15 protein-coding genes are annotated in these 21,035 nt (G+C 38.9%); 10 read left to right on the top strand and 5 right to left on the bottom strand.

What is annotated here, in order from left to right:
* The first annotated feature begins 1 nt into the window (after nucleotide 1).
* From WNY79_RS17115 to rpoS, 3 genes are read left to right on the top strand one after another with little or no spacing between them, the layout of a single operon-like run.
* Nucleotides 2–580, top strand: coding sequence for a YqaA family protein (locus tag WNY79_RS17115; protein WP_007584782.1), 579 nt, complete (start codon nucleotides 2–4; stop codon nucleotides 578–580).
* 41 nt (nucleotides 581–621) lie between these two features.
* Nucleotides 622–1,446, top strand: coding sequence for a peptidoglycan DD-metalloendopeptidase family protein (locus tag WNY79_RS17110; RefSeq protein ID WP_342876465.1), 825 nt, complete (start codon nucleotides 622–624; stop codon nucleotides 1,444–1,446).
* 35 nt (nucleotides 1,447–1,481) lie between these two features.
* A complete protein-coding gene (rpoS, locus tag WNY79_RS17105; RefSeq protein WP_076925191.1) occupies nucleotides 1,482–2,456 on the top strand; it encodes an RNA polymerase sigma factor RpoS in 975 nt (324 codons plus the stop codon).
* 91 nt (nucleotides 2,457–2,547) lie between these two features.
* On the opposite strand, the gene mutS is transcribed toward rpoS, so the two are convergent.
* Entirely contained in the window at nucleotides 2,548–5,133 is a 2,586-nt protein-coding gene (gene mutS / locus WNY79_RS17100) for a DNA mismatch repair protein MutS (RefSeq protein ID WP_342876464.1), read from the bottom strand.
* A 21-nt stretch (nucleotides 5,134–5,154) separates the two neighbouring features.
* Between mutS and WNY79_RS17095 the strand changes: the two genes are divergently transcribed.
* On the top strand, nucleotides 5,155–5,643 hold the full coding sequence (locus WNY79_RS17095) for a nicotinamide-nucleotide amidohydrolase family protein (protein WP_076925189.1): 489 nt from the start codon (nucleotides 5,155–5,157) through the stop codon (nucleotides 5,641–5,643).
* A gap of 68 nt (nucleotides 5,644–5,711) precedes the next feature.
* Entirely contained in the window at nucleotides 5,712–6,755 is a 1,044-nt protein-coding gene (recA, locus tag WNY79_RS17090) for a recombinase RecA (protein ID WP_076925188.1), read from the top strand.
* Nucleotides 6,756–7,131: 376 nt separating this feature from the next.
* On the opposite strand, the gene WNY79_RS17085 is transcribed toward recA, so the two are convergent.
* Entirely contained in the window at nucleotides 7,132–9,255 is a 2,124-nt protein-coding gene (locus tag WNY79_RS17085; protein ID WP_342876463.1) for a TonB-dependent siderophore receptor, read from the bottom strand.
* A 223-nt stretch (nucleotides 9,256–9,478) separates the two neighbouring features.
* Nucleotides 9,479–10,645 carry a DcaP family trimeric outer membrane transporter gene (locus tag WNY79_RS17080; RefSeq protein WP_342876462.1) on the bottom strand — a complete coding sequence of 389 codons (1,167 nt, stop codon included), beginning with the start codon at nucleotides 10,643–10,645 and terminating at the stop codon, nucleotides 9,479–9,481.
* Nucleotides 10,646–11,085: 440 nt separating this feature from the next.
* Between WNY79_RS17080 and acs the strand changes: the two genes are divergently transcribed.
* The gene (gene acs, locus WNY79_RS17075; RefSeq protein WP_170071984.1) at nucleotides 11,086–13,026 is read left to right on the top strand and encodes an acetate--CoA ligase; all 1,941 of its coding nucleotides are present in this window, start codon (nucleotides 11,086–11,088) and stop codon (nucleotides 13,024–13,026) included.
* 104 nt (nucleotides 13,027–13,130) lie between these two features.
* Nucleotides 13,131–13,781, top strand: a complete 651-nt coding sequence (locus WNY79_RS17070) for a response regulator transcription factor (RefSeq protein ID WP_007584799.1) — start codon at nucleotides 13,131–13,133, stop codon at nucleotides 13,779–13,781.
* Between the two features lie 88 nt (nucleotides 13,782–13,869).
* On the opposite strand, the gene purU is transcribed toward WNY79_RS17070, so the two are convergent.
* Nucleotides 13,870–14,700 (bottom strand): formyltetrahydrofolate deformylase, encoded by an 831-nt coding sequence (purU, locus tag WNY79_RS17065; RefSeq protein WP_342876461.1) that lies wholly within the window; start codon nucleotides 14,698–14,700, stop codon nucleotides 13,870–13,872.
* Between the two features lie 205 nt (nucleotides 14,701–14,905).
* Nucleotides 14,906–16,792 carry a hypothetical protein gene (locus WNY79_RS17060; protein ID WP_197185369.1) on the bottom strand — a complete coding sequence of 629 codons (1,887 nt, stop codon included), beginning with the start codon at nucleotides 16,790–16,792 and terminating at the stop codon, nucleotides 14,906–14,908.
* Between the two features lie 313 nt (nucleotides 16,793–17,105).
* Between WNY79_RS17060 and WNY79_RS17055 the strand changes: the two genes are divergently transcribed.
* The 3 genes from WNY79_RS17055 (at nucleotide 17,106) to WNY79_RS17045 (ending at nucleotide 20,632) form a co-directional block, all read left to right on the top strand.
* A complete protein-coding gene (locus WNY79_RS17055; protein ID WP_197185370.1) occupies nucleotides 17,106–18,083 on the top strand; it encodes a DNA topoisomerase IB in 978 nt (325 codons plus the stop codon).
* 210 nt (nucleotides 18,084–18,293) lie between these two features.
* On the top strand, nucleotides 18,294–19,619 hold the full coding sequence (locus WNY79_RS17050) for a L,D-transpeptidase family protein (protein ID WP_342876460.1): 1,326 nt from the start codon (nucleotides 18,294–18,296) through the stop codon (nucleotides 19,617–19,619).
* 11 nt (nucleotides 19,620–19,630) lie between these two features.
* Complete coding sequence (locus WNY79_RS17045) at nucleotides 19,631–20,632, top strand: D-Ala-D-Ala carboxypeptidase family metallohydrolase (protein ID WP_342876459.1); 1,002 nt, start codon at nucleotides 19,631–19,633, stop codon at nucleotides 20,630–20,632.
* The last annotated feature ends 403 nt before the right edge of the window (nucleotides 20,633–21,035 follow it).

Genomic DNA, 21,035 nt, shown 5'->3' with positions numbered 1-21,035 from the left:
TTTGAAGTTGTTTACCAAGTTATATGATATGGCCCTAGTGTGGGCAAAGCACCGCCATGCGGAACGTTATTTAGCTGCAATGAGCTTTGCAGAGTCAGTTTTTTTTCCAATCCCACCTGATGTAATGCTTGCACCTATGTCGCTTGCACAACCTAAAAAAGCATGGCGTTTTGCAAGTTTTGCCACAATAGCATCGGTTGTTGGTGGAGTCGTTGGTTACTTGCTTGGATTTTGGCTATTTGAACCCGTTGTTGAGCCATTGATTGCACAAATGCACTGGCAAGAAAAGTTTGATATCGCATTAAATTGGTTTAAAGATTACGGTGTTTGGGTTGTGTTTTTAGCTGGTTTTTCGCCTATACCATATAAAGTATTTACCATTGGCGCAGGTGTTTTACAAATGGCATTTTTGCCATTTTTGCTCGCATCGGCCATTGGACGTGGTGCGCGATTCTTTTTAGTTTCAGCCTTAATGAAGTGGGGCGGGGCTAAAATGGAAGCAAAATTACGTCAATATATTGAAATACTTGGTTGGGGATTAGTGGTATTAATTGCGCTAGCGTACTTTTTATTGCGTTAAGCGTTAAAAATATCAATTGTCTAATTTGGGAGAAAAATACAATGAATAAACAGTCTTTACTGTATGTGACTATATTTGTTGGTGTTTTTCTCTCTGGTTGCTCTTCTCGCCATATTCCAGCGCCTGTTAGCAGCCTAAATAATAATGTTAATGATTTAGGTCACACCATTAACATAAATGGCGATATTTATAAGGTGCAAAAAGGTGATACGCTCTACTCTATAGCCTTTAGCGCCGGTCAAGATTTTATATTACTTGCAAAAAACAATTCAATTCCATCACCTTACACAATTTTTCCTGGGCAAAACATCTCCTTAATCTCCAAGCCTGAAAAAACAAAAAGGGATGAAAAATATACGAATTCGAGTAAAAAGTCTATAAAAAACACACAAAAAAATAACATAATATTAAAGAAAGAGCTTGATCCTCCAAAACAACGAGAGTATGTTCAGAAACAAGCCAGTAACAAAGTTAGTAATGCTAAACGTTTGTCGAGCAGTAAAGTTAAGTGGTTTTGGCCTGCAAAGGGTAAAATTACCAAACGCTTTTCTAATAAGGAAAACGGTTATAAAGGTTTACAGATTACTAATCGCAAAGGGGCTTCAGTCTTAGCCGCGGCACAAGGAACAGTGGTATACGCGGGTAACGCTCTTCGAGGATACGGTAGTTTAATCATATTGAAACATAATGATGATTACCTAAGTGCTTATGCACATAACTCGAAATTACTTGTTAAAGAAAAGCAGAAGGTTAAGGCAGGACAAAAAATAGCAGAAATTGGTAATTCAGAATCTCCGGTCACCGCGCTTCGTTTTGAAATTCGCTACCGAGGGCAATCTGTCAATCCTGCTAAATACCTACCTTAATTTTTAGGTATTGATAATTGCTCGGGAGAAGGCTTATGGCTAACGCAGCAAAACTTGACAAACATACTACGACTGATGAAAAATTCGATGACATCGATGCTGATGAAAGTACAACGCTACTAGAAAAAGTAGAAGACGATGAAATTTTTGCAAAAGAAGAAGTAACCAAAAACCTTGATGCAACCCAACTTTATTTAGGCGAAATTGGTTTTTCTCCTTTGCTTAGTGCTGAAGAAGAGGTGTTTTTTTCTCGTAAATCACTTCGAGGATGTGAAGCCTCACGTAAACGTATGATTGAAAGTAACCTACGTTTAGTTGTTAAAATAGCACGCCGTTACAACAACCGTGGCCTTGCTCTACTCGATTTAATTGAAGAAGGTAACTTAGGCTTAATTCGCGCGGTTGAAAAATTTGACCCTGAACGTGGCTTTAGGTTTTCTACTTACGCTACCTGGTGGATACGTCAAACAATTGAACGTGCCATTATGAATCAAACTCGCACCATTCGCTTGCCAATACATGTTGTAAAAGAGCTTAATGTTTACTTACGTACAGCACGTGAATTAACTCAAAAACTTGACCATGAACCAACAGCTGACGAAATTGCAGCGTGCCTAGACAGACCCGTTGAAGACGTAACTAAAATGCTACGTTTAAACGAGAGAATAGCATCGGTTGATATGCCGATTGGTGGTGAAAACGACAGTGTACTACTTGATATCATCCCAGATGAAAAAAGTGCAGGCCCTGAAGGCGAAGTACAAAACAATGATATTAATAAACACATTGTAGACTGGTTAGGTGAATTGAACCCTAAACAACGCGAAGTATTAGCGCGTAGATTTGGTCTACTTGGCTACGAGCCATCGACACTTGAAGATGTGGGCCGTGAAATAGGCTTAACACGAGAACGTGTAAGGCAAATTCAGGTAGAAGCATTACGTCGTTTGAAAGACATTTTGCAACAAGAAGGTTTAAGTACAGATAGCTTGTTTAATCAGTTTTCGTAACAGCTTAAATAATTTAAGAGACTATGTGTGTTAAAAAGCCGAAGAATTTATTCTTCGGCTTTTTTTATGCTTGTAAATTAGATGATATAAATTACAACAATGCTTTTAGTTTATATAATAAATCGTGCGCTTGGCGTGGCGATAGATTATCAGGGTCGATAGCGCTTAACTGCTCTTCCACTTCAGAAGGTGTACTTTGCGCTGCTTCGTTATTAAAAGTAAAGGCTTGTTGCTCTGTACTTGGTGCAGTAACGCTTTGATGATTTTCAAGTAACTTAAGTTTTTGCTTTGCTTGTGCTATTACAGCTTTTGGCACACCCGCAAGAGCAGCTACCTGTAAGCCAAAGCTCTTACTTGCTGCGCCATCAAGTACTGTATGCATAAAGGCGATTGTATCGTTATGTTCTATTGCATCAAGGTGCACGTTTACCAGACCTGTTGTTTGTTCAGCAAGTTCTGTTAACTCAAAGTAGTGAGTAGCAAATAATGTTTTAGCTGATATTTTTGACGCTAAATGATCGGCTGTTGCATACGCAAGCGAGAGCCCATCGTAGGTACTTGTACCGCGACCAATTTCATCCATTAACACTAAAGACTGCGCCGTGGCATTATTTAAAATAGTTGCTGTTTCGGTCATTTCTACCATGAAGGTTGAGCGACCTGATGCTAAATCATCGCTAGCACCAATACGTGTAAATATGCGATCGATATTGCCTATTTTAGCGCTGTCTGCAGGTACATAACTGCCAATGTGAGCCATTAATACAATAAGTGCTGTTTGGCGCATATAGGTTGATTTACCGCCCATGTTTGGACCCGTAATAATCAACATTTTACGTTGGCTGTTTAATTCAACAGGGTTGGCAATAAACGGTTCTTTCATTACTTGTTCAACAACAGGGTGACGACCTTGTTTAATGCTTATATTGTCGTTATCGCACAGTTCTGGTTTTGCATAATTGAGTGCAAATGCACGTTCGGCCAAGTTATTTAACACGTCTAAATCGGCCAGTGCTGCTGCCATCATTTGAAGTTGCTCTATATGTGGAGCAATAAATCTAAACAACTCTTCGTATAGTTGCTTTTCAAGTGCGAGAGCTTTTGATTGGCTACCAAGTACTTTATCTTCGTGCTCTTTAAGCTCAGGAATAATATAGCGTTCGTTATTTTTAAGTGTTTGACGACGAATGTAGTCGGCTGGCACTAAGTGAGCATTGGCGCGGCTTACTTCAATAAAAAAGCCATGTACGCGGTTATAACCAATTTTAAGCGTACTAATACCCGTGCGTTCGCGTTCACGCAACTCTAGTTGATCAAGTACGTCGGTTGCACCTTTACTTAAGTTACGCCACTCATCTAGTTCGCCGTTGTAACCAGGGGCAATAACACCACCGTCACGAATTAGTACCGGTGGGTTTTCTATCACTGCACGTTCTAATAACTCTTGTAAATCAGGGAGCTCAGGCGAGTGCTTGATAATACCCGCTATACGAGGATCGCTAGCATCACTTAACAAAGAATGCAGTGGTGCAAGTGCTTGTAATGCACTGCGCAGGCGAGTTAAATCGCGCGGGCGAGCTGTGCATAAAGCTAGGCGTGCAATAACACGCTCTACATCACCAATCTCTTTTAATGATTCGTGTAATTCATCGCACAGTTGTACATCTAAAATAGCACTAATTGCATTTAAGCGTGAATTTAGCTCGTCTTTATTACGTACAGGTGTATGAATACGGCGCTTAAGTAAACGAGAACCCATTGGCGTTGCTGTTTTATCAAGTACCTGGGCAAGTGTATTTTCAAACCCGCCTGATAAATTAACGGTAAGTTCTAAATTTTTACGGGTTGCGGCATCTAAAATAACAGCGTGTTCGTTGTGCTCAAGTGTAATTGCACGAATATGTGGCAGTGCAATACGTTGTGTATCTTTTACGTATTGCATCAGGCAACCAGCAGCAACAAGTGCGCTGTGAGCTTTATCAACACCAAAGCCAACTAAATCTTTAGTACCAAACTGATCGCATAATAAGTGCTGAGCCGTATCTAAGTCGAACTCCCACTCTGGGCGACGACGAGCACCTTTTATATGCTCAATTAAATGGAAGTTTTCAAAGCTTTCGCTATATAGCAATTCTGCCGGAGCTAAGCGTTGAATAGTTGAGCTAAAAGCTTCATCGGTACTAACCTCTACAACGTTAAAGCGACCAGAGTTAATATCAAGGTACGCAATACCGTATAAACCTTTTTTACTTTGCCAAACGCTGGTAAGTAGGTTGTCTTGTCGTTCTTGTAAAAGCGCTTCGTCAGAAATAGTACCTGGCGTTACAATACGAACAACTTTACGATCGACAGGACCTTTACTAGTTGCAGGGTCACCCACTTGTTCACAAATAGCCACTGATTCGCCCATTTGAACTAGACGTGCTAGGTAGTTTTCTACTGCATGATAAGGTACGCCCGCCATAGGGATAGGATCGCCACCGGCTTTGCCGCGGTGAGTTTGCGAAATATCGAGTAATTGAGCGGCGCGTTTAGCGTCATCAAAAAAGAGTTCGTAAAAGTCGCCCATACGATAAAACAATAAAATATCGCGATGCTCTGATTTTATTTTTAGATACTGCTGCATCATAGGGGTTTGTTGTTTTATAGTGTGTGGTGCATAAAGATCAAACGACATGTATTTACCCAAAGGCTGAATATGGAATTACATCAAGAGATTAAAACACTTGCTGCGCAATTAGGCGCTATTTTAACGGATAAATGCTTATGGATCACTAGTGCTGAGTCATGTACTGGTGGCGGAGTGAGTTATGCCCTTACAGATACCCCTGGAAGCTCTGCTTATATTGACCGCGCATTTGTCACTTACAGCAACCAAGCAAAGCAGGATTTGCTAAATGTAAGTGCCAGTACATTAACGCAATTTGGTGCTGTGAGCGAGCAAACCGTGCGCGAAATGGCATTAGGTGCAATTAAGGCTGCGAATGCCAATATAGCTATAGCTATATCGGGTATTGCAGGACCCGGTGGTGCCACCGAAGATAAACCAGTTGGTTTAGTGTGGTTTGGTATACAAATTAACGACAAGCAACTTGCATTAAAGCAAGTATTTACCGGTGATAGGGCTCAAGTTAGACTGCAAGCTATTGTATTTTCATTAAAAAGTGTAATTGATGAGATAAAATGAAAAAATTAACTTGATACTGTAATTTCATACAGTATACTTGGTTCCATTAGCTGGATTTGGAGAATAAAATGAACGATAACAAACAAAAGGCGTTGGACGCTGCACTATCACAAATTGAACGTCAATTTGGTAAAGGCTCAATTATGAAATTGGGTGATAACAAAGCGTTAAATATTGAATCTGTATCTACAGGTTCATTAGGCATCGATATTGCCTTAGGCATAGGTGGTTTACCTATGGGACGTATTGTTGAAGTGTATGGTCCTGAATCATCAGGTAAAACAACACTTACTTTACAAGTTATCGCCGAAGCTCAAAAAGAAGGCAAAACATGTGCCTTTATTGATGCTGAGCATGCTCTAGATCCAATTTATGCACAAAAGCTTGGTGTTAATATTGACGAGCTTTTTGTATCGCAGCCAGATACAGGTGAGCAAGCACTAGAAATTTGTGACATGTTAGTACGCTCAAGCGCGGTAGACGTTGTTATTATTGACTCGGTTGCTGCACTTACACCAAAAGCTGAAATTGAAGGCGACATGGGCGACTCGCACATGGGCTTACAAGCACGTTTAATGTCACAAGCATTACGTAAGCTTACTGGTAACATTAAACGCTCTAACACGTTATGTATTTTCATTAACCAAATCCGTATGAAAATTGGTGTTATGTTTGGTAACCCAGAAACAACAACGGGTGGTAATGCACTTAAGTTTTACGCATCGGTACGTATTGATATCCGTCGTATTGGTTCTGTAAAAGAAGGTGACGAGGTTGTTGGTAACGAAACTCGCGTTAAAATTGTTAAAAACAAAGTTGCTCCGCCGTTTAAACAAGCTGAATTTATCATCATGTATGGTGAAGGTATTTCTAAGCAAGGCGAGTTAATTGACTTAGGTGTTAAGCACAAAATTGTTGAAAAAGCAGGTGCTTGGTATAGCTACTGTGGCAACAAAGTTGGCCAAGGTAAATCTAACTCAATTAAGTTTTTGAAAGAAAATCCAGAAATTGCAGATGAGATTGAAGGCAAGTTACGCGAAATGCTTTTACTAAAAGCAACTATTGAACCAGAAGATGGTGAAGATAAGTTAGGCGATGACGCTGACCTTTAACAGCCTAAAAATGAGTTTTTAAGCTTGATTTGACCCGAGCTTTAAAAAGCGCTAATCAGTAATGATTAGCGCTTTTTTGTTTTTAAGCTTTTATTAAGTTGATAATAATTATACCAATCAGCTTAATTAAGTAATCTACTTTAAGAAAAGAAAACCTTGTTGATAACGAGAGAAAAACTTCGTTATTTAGTTAATATCGGCAATTTTTTATGTACTGCTATGCATTAGTAAATTCGAAACTTTAACGCAATTAGCGTCAGGTTTGACCCTTCTAATTGATAAAGTATTATTGCGGGTTGGTATTACAGCCATAAAAATAAAAACGACACATAGTATGTGTCGTTTTTTAAATTAATTAAAATGTTTTTAATTAATTTTATAGTTGCCAGTTAAGTGATAGCGCGTAGTTACGAGGTGCACCATAGTAGCCTTGAGCCCAGTATAGGCTGTGCAAATATTTTTCACCAGTGGTGTTATTCACATTAAATGTAACGCCTACGTTGTCTGTAATTTTGTAAGTGGCCATTAAATCAAGTAACCCGTAGGCATCTTGATGGGTCGTCACACTTGCAATACCATTAGCATCGCTAACTTGTACTCGGCTAGTTGAATCCTGCCAGCGGTAATTTGCACCAAATGATAAACCATCAATTAAAGGTACTTGGTAAGTTGCTGCTATTTTAAGTTGGTTTTCTGGTGTGTAATCTTTTACTAAATCATCACCATCAATATTTAAATTACTAAAGCTAATACTTGCACTTAAATCATCTGTAAATTTACCGCTTAGCTCTACTTCAAAGCCATCACTATTAATTCCATCTGCGGCGTAGTAGCGAGTATCATCTGGTAATGAGTTAGGTATAGCAATAGCAAGGCCGTCTTGTTTTGCATCAAAATAAGCGAATGTCACAAATAGTTGATCGTCAAGAAGCTGCGCTTTAATCCCTATTTCACTACTTTTCCCTGTAATTGCCGGGAGTTGATTTGCATTTATATCAAGTTCTTTTTGCGGGACAAATGTTTCAGTGTAGCTAGCGTAAGCAGAGAAAGACTCGGTAAAGTCGTATACAGTACCAATGTAAGGTATTAGCTCTGAGTCATTGCGAGTTTGAGCAACACCGTACGCTGTACCTTTTGTTTCCCAATCCGTATAACGCGCGCCAGCAAGTATACTTAGTGGCTCACTTAATCTGATACGAGTTGATATATACGCCGACTTTTGCTCATTCGTTATATCGCTTCCATTTACGCCATCAGCAAGTGTTGCTTGTGGCATTACCCCATCCCACGTTTTAAGTGATGGCATTGCCGGAAAGCCATTGCCTGTGGTGTAATCGTAAAGAGACTGCTCGGTGTAATCCATTTTTGCTTGGCTAACACCAAATGCCAAGTCATGCTCTTGGCCAAATAAATCAAACTTCCCGCTCGCATACAAATCAAATAAGTCGTGCTTATCTTCGTAGTCATAACGGCTTGCATAACCGGTTAAGCCAAGCTCTGTTTCTCTATCTGGTGTACCGTATACGTAAAACAACTCTGAGTTTTGCTCGTTTTCGATGTGAGCATAGCGTGCTCTAGCCACCCACGTTGCTGATAAGTTTTGTTCAAGCGTTACATATACTTGCTCTGCACTGTTATTCCAGTATGACCAATCAGAAGCCGTGCTTGTTGACTCATCGTAGTCAGTTGGTGTGCCGTCAGTATAATAAAGAGGCAGCGCTCCCCAAAGCGGGCTGTCAGCATCTTTTTGCTGATTAACGTAGTTAACACTTAATAGTGTGCTGTCCGTTAATTTACCTTCGTAGGCTAAGTAAATAATTGTTTTATCTGTTTCGTAACGATCTAAGTATGAATCAGCTTTTTGTTTTGTAAATACAGCACGTACGGCGTGTTCTTCATTTATTGGCGTAGATACATCTAAATCTAATCGTTTTTTATTCCACGAACCATATGACACAGACGCATTAGCTTGCGTGTTATATGTTGGTTTCTTTAAAACCATATTTACAGTTGCAGAAGGATTACCCGCGCCGGTCATTAAGCCATTAGCGCCACGAACAATTTCTACACGGTCGTAAATTGAAGTATCAAGACTGCCTTGAATTGACCCTGAGCTTTGTGGAATACCTAAGCCATCAACTTGAAAGTTCGTAATTTCAAAACCACGAGCTTTAAAGTAAGTACGGTCGGTTTCTATTTGCTCTACTGTTACGCCTGGCGTGCTCTCAAGTACTGAGTTTATATCGTCTAGTGAAAAGTCGTCCATGAGTGCGCGTGATACTACCGAGATTGACTGTGGTGTCTCTTTAATTGTTAAACCAAGTTTGGTAGCCGATTGTGCCTCTTCTGTTATGTAATTTTTGTGATGCTGACCATATACCGCAATTTTTTCGAGAGGTTCATTTTTTACAGTTGCTTCATCAGCAAGTGCATAACCAGATAGGATTAAAGAAGTAGCAAAGCTTAATTTAGATAAACGCAAAACTTGAGGGGACGACATAAGTTTTTCCAGTTAGTTCAAAAAGAAGTGCGTAACTTAATCTAAATGATATCGATTTGCAATTGAGTTGTGTGTTTTTTACCTATTATTATTCTATTTTGTTGGATTTTAGCGTCATATATAGAGATTATGGGTACGAATTTATGAATTATATAGAACTTAATATCGCTTATAAAAAAAGCGGCCAAGGCCGCTTTTTTTTAATTAGTTAGCTTTTTAGTTATTAAAAAGAGTATTTAACAGAGAACTGTAAACGATCTAAATCGCCATCTACGCCGCTTTCAGTTTCACGCTCAGCATGTTTTAGCTCAGCTCCAAATGTTAGGCGTTTAACAGGGGAATATAAAATGTTAGCGCTATAGCTTTGGCTTGATTCTGTCGGATCGCCAGAAATAGCTAATAGATCAGTGTTGTTATCAGCAGAGAAGAATGAGTATAAGAACGTTGAACGCCATTGGCTTGTCCACTTGTGCTGGTAAGCAACAAAACCAGAAGTCGAATCAATGGCATCTAGTTCATCGCCATTAAGTACTGCGCCGTGAGCAACGTTTAAGCCTACGTAACGGCCTAAGCCTTTACCTTGAGTAAGCATAAATTTAAGGTTGTCTTCACCAAGGTTTATTTTACCTGATGCGCTAATACCAAAAGATGTTTCATCTGCATCAACACTGCCTACTTTATAAGTTAGTTGGCGAGCAAGCGCTGCAACAACAATGTTACCCCAATCAGCTTTATGCGTGTAACGAGCTGTAAAGTCAGGTAATGATGCATCATCAGTTACTACCATACCGCTTGTAGTAGAAATTGTACTTTCTGGGTTTTCTAATGAGAAAGACCATGCGCCAGTGGTATACTTAATTTGCGATTGGCGAACAAATATAGTGCCTTCAGCTGGGCCTACAAAATCAAGCGTTTCAGCAAGGGCACCCACGTTTTGAAAGTTAGACCATGTTTGACCAAATAACCAACCGTAGTATGTCACAAACGCATGGCGAATACGTGGAGCATAAGAGTTTGATACACGTTCATTACCGCCAGCAGCTGAGGCTAAAAAATCAATCTCAATTTTAGTGTTAACGGTCTTACCGTTATCCATAACAGTGGCTGTGCCAAAGTTAAAGCGTGACTCGCGAGCATGCATATCAAACACGGCATCTGAGCTGTTATCGTCGCCAACTGTAAGTGTACTTGGTACGTAAAAGTCACGACCTACGTTTGAGCCTGCAGGCGCACCCGCTGAATAATCACTCCACATAGAGTCGAGCTTAATGTATCCACCGTAAGTAAATTCCGTATCACCAATTTTTGCGGCAGTCGCTGCATAAGCAGTACTTGATAGTGCACATAGTACAGCGCTTGCTGCCAATGTTTTTAATGGGGTAAATTTCATTGTGGTGTCCTTTATAGGCTACTTGTTATTTGTTACTTTTTTTCATGTAAGGTTGTATTACTTGCTACGAGTATTACTTACGAATAAAAAGGGTTGTTAATTTGGCTTTCAATTCACTTTCTATTTTCATTCGTTAAATAAAGCATTTTAGTAAGTACAACAAAATATCTTTATTTGGAGTACGAGAACACTGTTGAATATGTGCAATATTTACTCAATTACCTATTGGTCTATAAGACTAAGGTTTGAGAACAGATTAGTTTGTATTCACTTACATTTAACGCGTTGTATTATTTATGTAAAAAAATTGAAAGCAGAAGGATTATAAACTACAAATGAGGAAATTGAAGGGGTGTACAACTAAGGTCTAATACTTAATGTAGCACTGCTGAGTAATCCTTGATAAAAGCTTAAGGCAAGTAATTTAAATGGAGACTAAGATGTCACAAAGTATCTATCCAGTTCCTGCGCATATTAAAGATGCGACTCTCATTGATAAAAATAAATATAATACGCTTTACAAGCAATCTATTGATGACCCAGAAAGTTTTTGGCGTGAGCATGGCAAACGTCTTGATTGGTCTACTCCTTATACCAAAGTTAAAAACACGTCTTTTGATAAAGGTCACATAAATATTAAATGGTATGAAGATGGCTACCTCAATGCTTCGTATAATTGTATTGACCGCCATCTAAAAACCAAAGCCGATAAGGTTGCGCTTATTTGGGAAGGTGATAGTCCATCTCAAAGCGAGAGTATTACTTATCAGCAGCTGCATGATGAAGTTGCTAAGTTTGCTAATGGCTTAAAAAAATTAGGTGTGCAAAAAGGTGACCGCGTAGCGATTTATATGCCTATGACGCCACAGGCTGTGTATGCAATGCAAGCTTGTGCACGTATTGGTGCTATTCATTCTGTTGTATTTGGTGGCTTTTCACCTTCAGCTATTGCCGATCGTATTAGAGATTCGGGTGCTAAGGTTGTTATTACATCAGATGAAGGACGCAGAGCAGGTAATTGTGTACCACTAAAAGCAAACGTTGATGAAGCTGTTGCACAAGATACAGTGACTTCAATTGAACACGTTATAGTACATCAATTAACAGGCGGCGAAGTTGATTGGAATGAGCACGATATATGGTGGCATGACTTAGTTGCTGATTTACCAGCGCAGTGCGATCCAGAGCCAATGAATGCTGAAGATCCATTGTTTATTTTGTATACATCAGGTTCAACAGGTCAGCCGAAGGGTGTTGTGCATACCACAGGAGGCTACTTAGTTTACTCATCAATGACACATGAATACGTGTTTGATTTAAAAGAAGACGATGTGTATTGGTGTAGTGCCGATGTAGGTTGGATCACAGGCCACAGCTACATTGCTTATGGGCCACTGGTAAACGGTTGTACGCAAGTTTTATTTGAAGGTGTACCTACATACCCAACAGCCGGGCGTATGGGTGAAATTGTTGATAAACACGGGGTTACTATCTTATATACTGCGCCTACAGCAATTCGTGCATTAATGGCGAAAGGTGATGAGCCAATTGCTTCATCAAACCGTGATAGTTTACGTATTTTAGGTTCGGTTGGTGAGCCAATAAATCCAGAAGCATGGACGTGGTATTACGAGAGTATTGGTAAATCTAATTGTCCGATTGTAGATACGTGGTGGCAAACAGAAACCGGTGGCATTATGATCACGCCATTACCAGGTGCTACTGATACAAAACCTGGTTCTGCGACACATCCATTTTTTGGTATTGCGCCTGCATTATTTGATGCTGAAGGTAATACACTCGAAGGTGCTGTAGATGGTAATTTAGTTATTTTAGATAGCTGGCCATCGCAGGCGCGAACTGTTTACAACGACCATGAACGTTTTGAACAAACTTATTTTAGCGCCTACCCAGGTGTTTACTTTACAGGTGACGGTTGTCGTCGTGATGAAGACGGGTATTACTGGATCACAGGACGTGTGGACGATGTACTTAACGTATCAGGCCATCGCCTTGGTACAGCCGAAATTGAAAGTGCGTTAGTTGCGCACGAAGCAGTAGCCGAAGCTGCAGTAGTGGGTTACCCGCATGATATTAAAGGCCAAGGTATTTATGTTTATATTACGCCTAACGAAGGTGTAACAGTAAGCGATGAGTTAACCAAAGAGGTACGTAACTGGGTTCGTAAAGAGCTTAGCCCAATAGCATCACCAGACATGATTCAATGGTCACCGGGTTTACCTAAAACGCGCTCAGGCAAGATTATGCGTCGTATTTTACGTAAAATCGCTGCAAATGAGCACCAACAACTCGGTGATACGTCAACGCTTGCAGATCCATCTGTAGTCGATGAACTAATCGAGAACAGATTAAATCGTTAAATGTGCGTTAAAAACTTGATTACAAGTTGATTCTAAACGTAGTATATCGGCTGTCAGTAAGGGTTTTATACCTAACTGGCAGCCGAATTTATTAGGAGTGAACCATGAGTCAGTTTTTAATAGCGGACGATCATCCGTTATTTCGTGAAGCACTAAAGGGCGCACTGAGCGCAAAATTTGAAGGTTTAGAGGTTTTTGAATCATCCGATTTTGACAGCACACTGCAAGTGTTAAGCGAGCAAGAGGATCTTGATATATTACTGCTAGACCTTCACATGCCAGGTAATGGTGATTTATATGGTCTTATTCGTATTAGAGAAGAATACCCAAGCTTACCAATTGCCGTTGTTTCGGGTAGTGAAGACGCTAATATAGTTTCAAAAGTAATGGGTTACGGCGCTATGGGTTTTATTCCTAAATCGTCATCGTCTGATGATATTGCCAGTGCAATTAACCAAATACTTGAAGGCGATACATGGCTACCAAAAGAGCTAAAAAACAAAGTAGCTGAAATTGAAGGTGAAGACCGAGAAATAGCAGCGCAAGTTGCCTCATTAACACCTCAACAATACCGAGTACTGCAATATCTGCACGAAGGTTTACTTAATAAGCAAATTGCTTATGAACTGCACATATCAGAAGCGACAGTAAAAGCACACATTACAGCCATATTTAGAAAACTCGGCGTGTACAATCGTACCCAAGCCGTTTTAATTGCCGCTAAATTAAAACTCGAGCCAATAGAGCAGGCATAATTTACATTTAAAAAGTCACTTGCTTATTTATGAGCAAAAAAATGCCAGCAACAATGCTGGCATATTTTTATGTGTAGAATAATTAATGCTAAGAAAACACTACGGTTTTATTACCATTAATAAATAGCTTATGCTCTGAGGCAAGTTGCAGTGCTTTACAAAACACTGTTTTCTCAACATCTTTACCCATTTTAGCCATTATTTCTGCGGTATTGGCATGTGTAACGCTGGTTACATCCTGCAAAATAATAGGGCCTTCATCAAGCTCGTTGTTCACAAAGTGAGCGGTGGCACCAATGATCTTTACGCCGCGCTCAAATGCTTGATGATAAGGTTTAGCACCAATAAATGCTGGTAAAAATGAGTGATGAATATTAATTATTTTGCCTTCAAAGCGACCCACAAATTCAGGGCTCAAAATACGCATGTATTTGGCAAGGCCAATAATATCAGGGTTGTAGCTGGCAATTAAATCACCTACTTTCTGATCGTGCTCGCTGCGAGTGAGTCCTTCGTGCGATACAACATGAAACGGCACATCAAACCCTTTAGCTAGTGGCTCTAAGTCAACATAGTTAGCAATTACAGCTAATACTTCAATATTAAGAGTTTGTTCAAATTGCTTTAATAACATGCCACCTAAACAATGGGCTTCTTTAGTTGCCAGTAAAACTACTTTAGTTTTTGCGCCGCAATGCAGGGCAAGTTTAGCGCCTTGTGGTAGCAATGCACGCAGTTGGTCTAAAAAGTCGCTTTGTGGCTCACCTGTAAGCTCTGTACGCATGAAAAATCGCTGCGCGTCTTTATCTACAAACTCGTTGTTACGCGTAATGTTTAAATTGTTTTTATGACAAAGCCCTGTGATTTTAGCTATTAAGCCTACGTCGTCAGCACATTGGGTGGTTAATATATAGCTCATTGTCCTCATTCTTACCCCGTGATTAATACCTCATTATTTGTGTTTTGGCATATAAAGCAAGGGCTTTGTGGACTAATCCAATATTAATCATGTTGTTGAGTATAAAAGAGGTAATAAAGTTAAAAAGTATTGAATAGAGGTTAAAAAAAATGCCACCTAATTTAACAAGGTGGCATTAATACTACTTATCCAGAGTTTAGGTTAATTAACCCTTAGGTTCAGGAGATAAGTTTTCTTCTTGTCTTAAATACCCAGCAGCTTCTTCGTCATCTTTCGCTATCGCTTGCTGAGTAGGTATCGCGCGCGTTTGTTGGTTTAATTGATGTATTTGTGACGCATTACCTAAATCACGCTCACTGGTGATTGAGGCGATAGATTCACGGTCTTTCAAGAACGCGATAACGTCTTTTTTGATTGCTTGTAATTGACCTTCGTCTTTATGCATTTCCATAATATGGCGAGGATGTTCAAGGTTTTTCATGCCTGTTGCTGCAAACGTAGTAGAAACAACACGAGAAACAATAATCCAAGGCGTTATGCTACTGCGTACTAACGTATTTTCTGAGCGGGTACTATCGTGAATACCCGTACCAGTTGATATTTTAGACTCAGTAAATGTGCCTTCACATTTAAAATATACCAATAGTGATTCAAACTGCATTTCAGCAAAGAACAAATGAGCTGTGTTTGTTAGCAATTGCGCAAATGCTTTAATAAGTATACCTATTAGCAATAAGTGAAAGCTTGTCATTAATAGTTCACTAAATTGAACAACATGTTGGTTATTAAATGCTTGTTTAAAGCTACTAATATTTGCCGCGTCAACGTAATGATAAATATTGATAAACGAATACGCTAAAAATACAGTAAACGCCAACGCTACAATGTAAAGTAAGTTACCGCTCACTAAAGAAATTAGCCTTGCTAACGAGAAGTTTTTACCTAAATCCATTGAGTGCAATTTAGGCTGAATTTCTTGGATCATTTCACCTTTAAAACCGCCTTTACCTTCAATTTGTTCTTGAAGTTTAGGGTCTAATTCTCTGTAAACTCTGTTAGGTACCTCTTTATAACGACGATTAGCCATTACTAAGTTATCAAGGTTTATAAAAATTTCGTCAGGATGAACAGACTCTTGCCAGTTTTCACGTAGTTCTGATACTTCAGCCGAAGGTGTAACTGCATTTAAACGCGCTTTAATCATAATAAAAGCAATTGCGCAGCTCAGAGTAGCTAATACAATAATCGCAACTAAGTACATGCCAGCATGAAGACTAGGTAGTTGCTCAATCCAGCCATCTATTTCTTGTTTGCTAATGTGTTGTTCTTTCATCAGCCATGACATAGAAAGACCAATAGCGATTGGTAGAATAAAAGATAAAGAAATAATTTTAGCGAGTGCACCGGTACCAAGTGCTTCAATATTTTTTTCAGCGTTTCTAGAAATAGGTTTACCCGTAGAGCGCCACGAAAAAAGCACGTAGAACATTAATATGGCACTATAAACAGGAAATGCTAATTCGCCTGCTTCACCGGTAAAACCCGATAAAGATACAAATGCTACAAGGCCATAAGCAATAAGTGCAACAAGGGTACTTACCCATGAGCCAAATAAGCGCTGAGCAACATTACGAATAGGATAAGGTAGGAATAATAACTTAGGGATTAAACTGTGTAGTAAACGCGATAAAAAACCATTAGGCTCTTTAAATGTACTATTTTTACGACCAACCAACATTTCTTCTAGTGATTGCGCTGTATAGGCTACTTCTTTTTGTTCTTCTTGAGCGGTTGATGCTTGTGATTTGCTGTAGTTATAAGCAAGTGAAGTAGGGTGGTTTCTGCCTACAAAATACTTAAGAGTTGCATAAATACCACTTGAAAGTGAGCGAATGCCGAATGCTAAAATAAGCATGCCAAACACCATTAAAATCCATCCAGCAGTTGTATCTTCTTTCACTGAGCCCGCAGCAATAACAAGTAAACTAATACCCGCTATAGACTCAATGAGTCCTCTTAGCGCTGTTACTTTACCTTCCAGTTTGAAGGGGTTTTTTAGTCCAAGATCAATCGATCCATAATCAAAAGCCATTGAATTCTCCATTTAAACAGCACCCCAATTACGGGGGACAAAAGTGTAATTAATCTGAACTTAGGATAATAAATCTATCTCAAGTAGTTATTTTTAGCGCGAAGTGCATTGAGTTTAATCGTAATAGACTTGTTGCTTGCGCGTAAGTGCGTCCTACTTTTACAAAAACCTAAATAGAATTATTAATATATATTAAGTATTTATAGTTGTTGTTAGTTTTTTATTATATATCAATAATCTTGTTCAGTTTAAGGTTATTTTAAAGTGATACATTTTATATTTCGACGCATGCTTAAATATAACTGGAGGGTAAATGAAACTAATTTATGTAGACGATAATTTGCCAGGGATCACTCGTAAACTTAAACACAAAAGTTGGCTTTACTTCGATCCAATAGGAAAGCAAATAAAAGAGCAAAATGTGATTGATCGTTTAAATGGATTGGCATTTCCGCCTGCCTATAAAAACGCCTGGTTTTGCCCAGAAGAAAATGGGCATATTTTAGCGACAGGGTTTGATAGTAAAGGGCGAAAACAATACCGCTATCATCCTGAATTTAGAGCGCAACAAGAGGCTAAAAAATACCAAGCATGTGGAGTATTTGGTAATAAACTTCCTTTGTTAAGAGCACGTTTAGAAACAGACTTACAAGGTGATGAGCTTAATATTGAACGTACTTTAGCGGCAGTTGTAAGGCTTATGGATTTAGGTGCGCTGAGGGTAGGTAACGAACGTAACGTAAAGCAAAATAAAAGTTTTGGTGCTACAACATTACGCACACGCCATGCAAAACTCACGGGTAAAAACATTCAGCTAAAGTACCGTGCTAAATCAGGCAAGGAGCGTGAAGTAAATATAACCGATAGGGTGCTTAGCCATGTAATAAAAGACTTACAAGATTTACCCGGCCAGCATTTGTTTCAGTATATAAATGAGGGTGAGCGCACTAATGTTACATCAAGTGAAATAAATCAATACATTCAGCAAATAATGGGTGAGGAGTTTAGTGCAAAACACTTTAGAACCTGGCGAGCAAGCGTAATTGCATTTAAACAATTAGCTAAAGCGAAAGGAGCACTTACTTTAAAAAATATGCTTGATAGTGTCTCCCAGCAACTGGGTAATACTCCAGCTATAGCACGTAAATCTTATGTGCATCCCGATTTAATTACGCTGTGCAAAGAAGATGAAGATACTCAAACTGCGTGGAGAGAGTCGCTTTCATTACCACGAAAAACGAAGTACTTGAGTCGTTATGAACGTGGTTTTTTAGCTTTTTTAAAAGATTAATTGCCATAGCAACTTTACACACTTAAGCATATTAATTACATATTCACTAATCTAATTTATTAAAGTTCAAAAAACGAGTTTTTAAAAAGTCATTAAATTTCAAACGTTTACTGTTGAAATTTAATTTGGCATTACCGTTGCTCCTCCAGTGTACTACTTAGTGGTAAGTACATAAGCATTTATCAACGATATTTAGCGAGGAGGTACACAGTGAAGGGGTCATTTTCAAATCAAGCGCTTACTAAAGCAAAGGGTTTTACTTTAAAAACTGCATTGTTTATTGGCATGAGCGGCTTATGCTCAGCACCAACACTCGCTGCCAATGAGCTTGAAAGTGTGGTACTCGCTAACTCTTCACTAACTACTTACAACTCACAAAAGTACGTGCAAGCAGATGACACCTACTACTTTGACCAATATTCAGCGCAGTTAATTGAACGTACAGAAAAAGCCATTAATTGGTATCAAGAAATAGTTAACAAAGGTGGTTTTACACACTTATATAACGATGAATTGCTTGAACTAGGCAGTAATAATAAACAAGTGAGCTTACTTGCACAGCGTTTATACCAAGAGCGTGACTTAAAAACTAATGTGTGCGACGAAGTTATATGCACGTTTGATAAAGATATAGAGCAAGCTGTTAAGCAATTTCAAAGCCGCCATGGTTTAAAAGTTGATGGCCGAGTGGGTAAGCGTACTTTTGCATCGCTTAATGTGCCCGCACAGCAAAAACTCGATAAATTAAAACTTAACTTTTATAGAATAACTAACTTTGAAGGCGCAAGTGATAAGCAATATGTGTATGTAAATATTCCTGAATATAGCTTACGGTTTGTAAAAGCGGGCGATGTAAAATTAAAAAATAACGTAATTGTAGGTAAACCAAGTTGGGAAACACCTGCATTTAGCGACGAAATAGAAAAGTTTGTAGTTAACCCTGAATGGCGTATACCCACCTCAATCGCTACTAAAGAAATTGCTCCAAAGGTAGCCGAGGATCCTGACTACCTTGTAAAAAATAATATTGAAATTAGAAAAAACAGCTACCTAGACTCACAAACTGTTAATCCTAGCAATATTGATTGGGATTCTATTAAGCCATATCAATTTGATCACTTTTTAGTTAAACGTGCTGGTGAAGAAAACCCCCTAGGAGAGGTTAAGTATTTATTTCCTAACGCCGAAGCAATTTACGTTCACGATACACCAGCAAAGCAGCGCTTTAGCCAATCAAATCGTGCTTTATCGCATGGCTGTATAAGGATAGAGCAACCCTTTTCGTTAGCGCGTGAAATTATTAAGCACGAAGGAGAGGCACAAACACTTAATCATATAGACAACGCACGTACTCAAAACAGTACTCAGACGTTTTATTTAAATAAGCCTCTTCCTATTCATTTAGTTTATTGGACTGCATGGGTTGATGAAAATAAGCTGGTTAACTTTAGAGATGACATTTATCAACGCGATAAAAAAGCATTATTAAAAAATGATGAACAATCGGTGATTGCCGCTTTGTTAAAAAATAAATAATGAGAGGGTTTATGCAATTTATTCATTATATTTCTATCGCCATATTCACACTTATATTTAGCAATAATGTATTTGCTGCAGCGCCAACAAAAGCAGCGCATCAGGTGGTTGATATAAAAAATAAAGCTAACTTTGAAGATGCAGAATTTAGCCTGAAAATTAACGATATAGTTATGCCATACTCGGTGTTTTCGGTATTCGTAATGCCCCAAGAGCAGGTTGAGTTTGAAGTGCTTTTTGCGCAATCAAAAAAAGCCTACAATTTAATTAATACTCAAGGAAAGTCCGAGCTTACAGACACTAACCGCTGGCAATGGCAAGCACCCAAAGAGCCTGGTTTAACAACGGTAATTATTGAATCGCCCGATAAAAAACAGCGTATGAAAATTAACGTTTTTGTAAAAGTACCCGCAGACCACGTTGAAGGAGGAAAGCTCAAGTATTATCACATTGGCCACTACCCTAAGCCTCCACAGATTAAAGACACTGCACATTACATAGTGCCCGATGGATTTGTTGAGGTAACGCCTGAAAATGAAAACGTAAAAATTTCACCTCACTTTTCACTAAAAGAGTTTGTTAGTAAGCAGCGAAGTAAGCACCCAAAGTATTTATTTTTACAAAACAAGTTGCTACTTAAACTAGAAAAAATACGCAAAGAGCTCATTTTAGAAAACATACCTGTCAGTAATATGGTGGTTATGAGCGGTTACCGAACTCCGTACTACAATAAATCAATTGGCAATGTAAAACTTAGCCGACACGTATTTGGTGATGCTGCCGATATTTTTATAGATAACGATGGCAACTACCGCATGGATGACATAAATAATGACGGTAACTATTCAATTGGTGACGCTAAAGCTATGGCTGATATAGTGGAGTCGTTAGCTAGACGTGAATCATTTAAAGGTTTGTTAGGTGGTTTAGGTATTTATGGGCCTAAGTCGCACAGGGGCGCATTTATACATGTTGATACGAGAGGTTTTAAAGCGCGTTGGGTGAGTAAGTAGTTACATCAGCTTAACTATTTTTAGTTACACAGGGATTATGCAAGTGCAGACTAATGGATAGTGTTGAGCTTCACTTTATTTAAAAGTATTGAGCACTTGCTAGTGGTCAATACTTTCTCTTTTTGCGATGAGTTTTATCACACGTTGCTCTTTCATTGTTGCACTACTTTCTTCCAGTAATATATCGCTAAAGCTTGGGTCATATAGCCTAGGCCTACTGAATTACGTAGCACGGACGCGACCCACGTAGAAGATGCATTGGAAGAATTATCTTCTGTCGCTTTAGCCTCAGCATTTTTCAAAAGCTGATCACCCTGATCGCACGCTCTGGGTACGTGTAATCATCAATTGTCATCCAAGCTTCATGTAGCTCTTGCAGTGAATAATTTAAATAGTCTACTTC

It is taken from the genome of Pseudoalteromonas sp. AS84 (assembly GCF_038900255.1).
Taxonomy (GTDB): Bacteria; Pseudomonadota; Gammaproteobacteria; order Enterobacterales; family Alteromonadaceae; genus Pseudoalteromonas.
This window is presented reverse-complemented; position numbering and strand designations above follow the sequence as displayed.

Bases quoted from the DNA above. Each gene is read 5' to 3' on its own strand.
- WNY79_RS17110 (WP_342876465.1), top strand. From the start codon at position 622: ATGAATAAACAGTCTTTACTGTATGTGACTATATTTGTTGGTGTTTTT.
- rpoS (WP_076925191.1), top strand. From the start codon at position 1,482: ATGGCTAACGCAGCAAAACTTGACAAACATACTACGACTGATGAAAAA.
- mutS (WP_342876464.1), bottom strand. From the start codon at position 5,133: ATGTCGTTTGATCTTTATGCACCACACACTATAAAACAACAAACCCCT.
- WNY79_RS17095 (WP_076925189.1), top strand. From the start codon at position 5,155: ATGGAATTACATCAAGAGATTAAAACACTTGCTGCGCAATTAGGCGCT.
- recA (WP_076925188.1), top strand. From the start codon at position 5,712: ATGAACGATAACAAACAAAAGGCGTTGGACGCTGCACTATCACAAATT.
- WNY79_RS17085 (WP_342876463.1), bottom strand. From the start codon at position 9,255: ATGTCGTCCCCTCAAGTTTTGCGTTTATCTAAATTAAGCTTTGCTACT.
- WNY79_RS17080 (WP_342876462.1), bottom strand. From the start codon at position 10,645: ATGAAATTTACCCCATTAAAAACATTGGCAGCAAGCGCTGTACTATGT.
- acs (WP_170071984.1), top strand. From the start codon at position 11,086: ATGTCACAAAGTATCTATCCAGTTCCTGCGCATATTAAAGATGCGACT.
- WNY79_RS17070 (WP_007584799.1), top strand. From the start codon at position 13,131: ATGAGTCAGTTTTTAATAGCGGACGATCATCCGTTATTTCGTGAAGCA.
- purU (WP_342876461.1), bottom strand. From the start codon at position 14,700: ATGAGCTATATATTAACCACCCAATGTGCTGACGACGTAGGCTTAATA.
- WNY79_RS17060 (WP_197185369.1), bottom strand. From the start codon at position 16,792: ATGGCTTTTGATTATGGATCGATTGATCTTGGACTAAAAAACCCCTTC.
- WNY79_RS17055 (WP_197185370.1), top strand. From the start codon at position 17,106: ATGAAACTAATTTATGTAGACGATAATTTGCCAGGGATCACTCGTAAA.
- WNY79_RS17045 (WP_342876459.1), top strand. From the start codon at position 19,631: ATGCAATTTATTCATTATATTTCTATCGCCATATTCACACTTATATTT.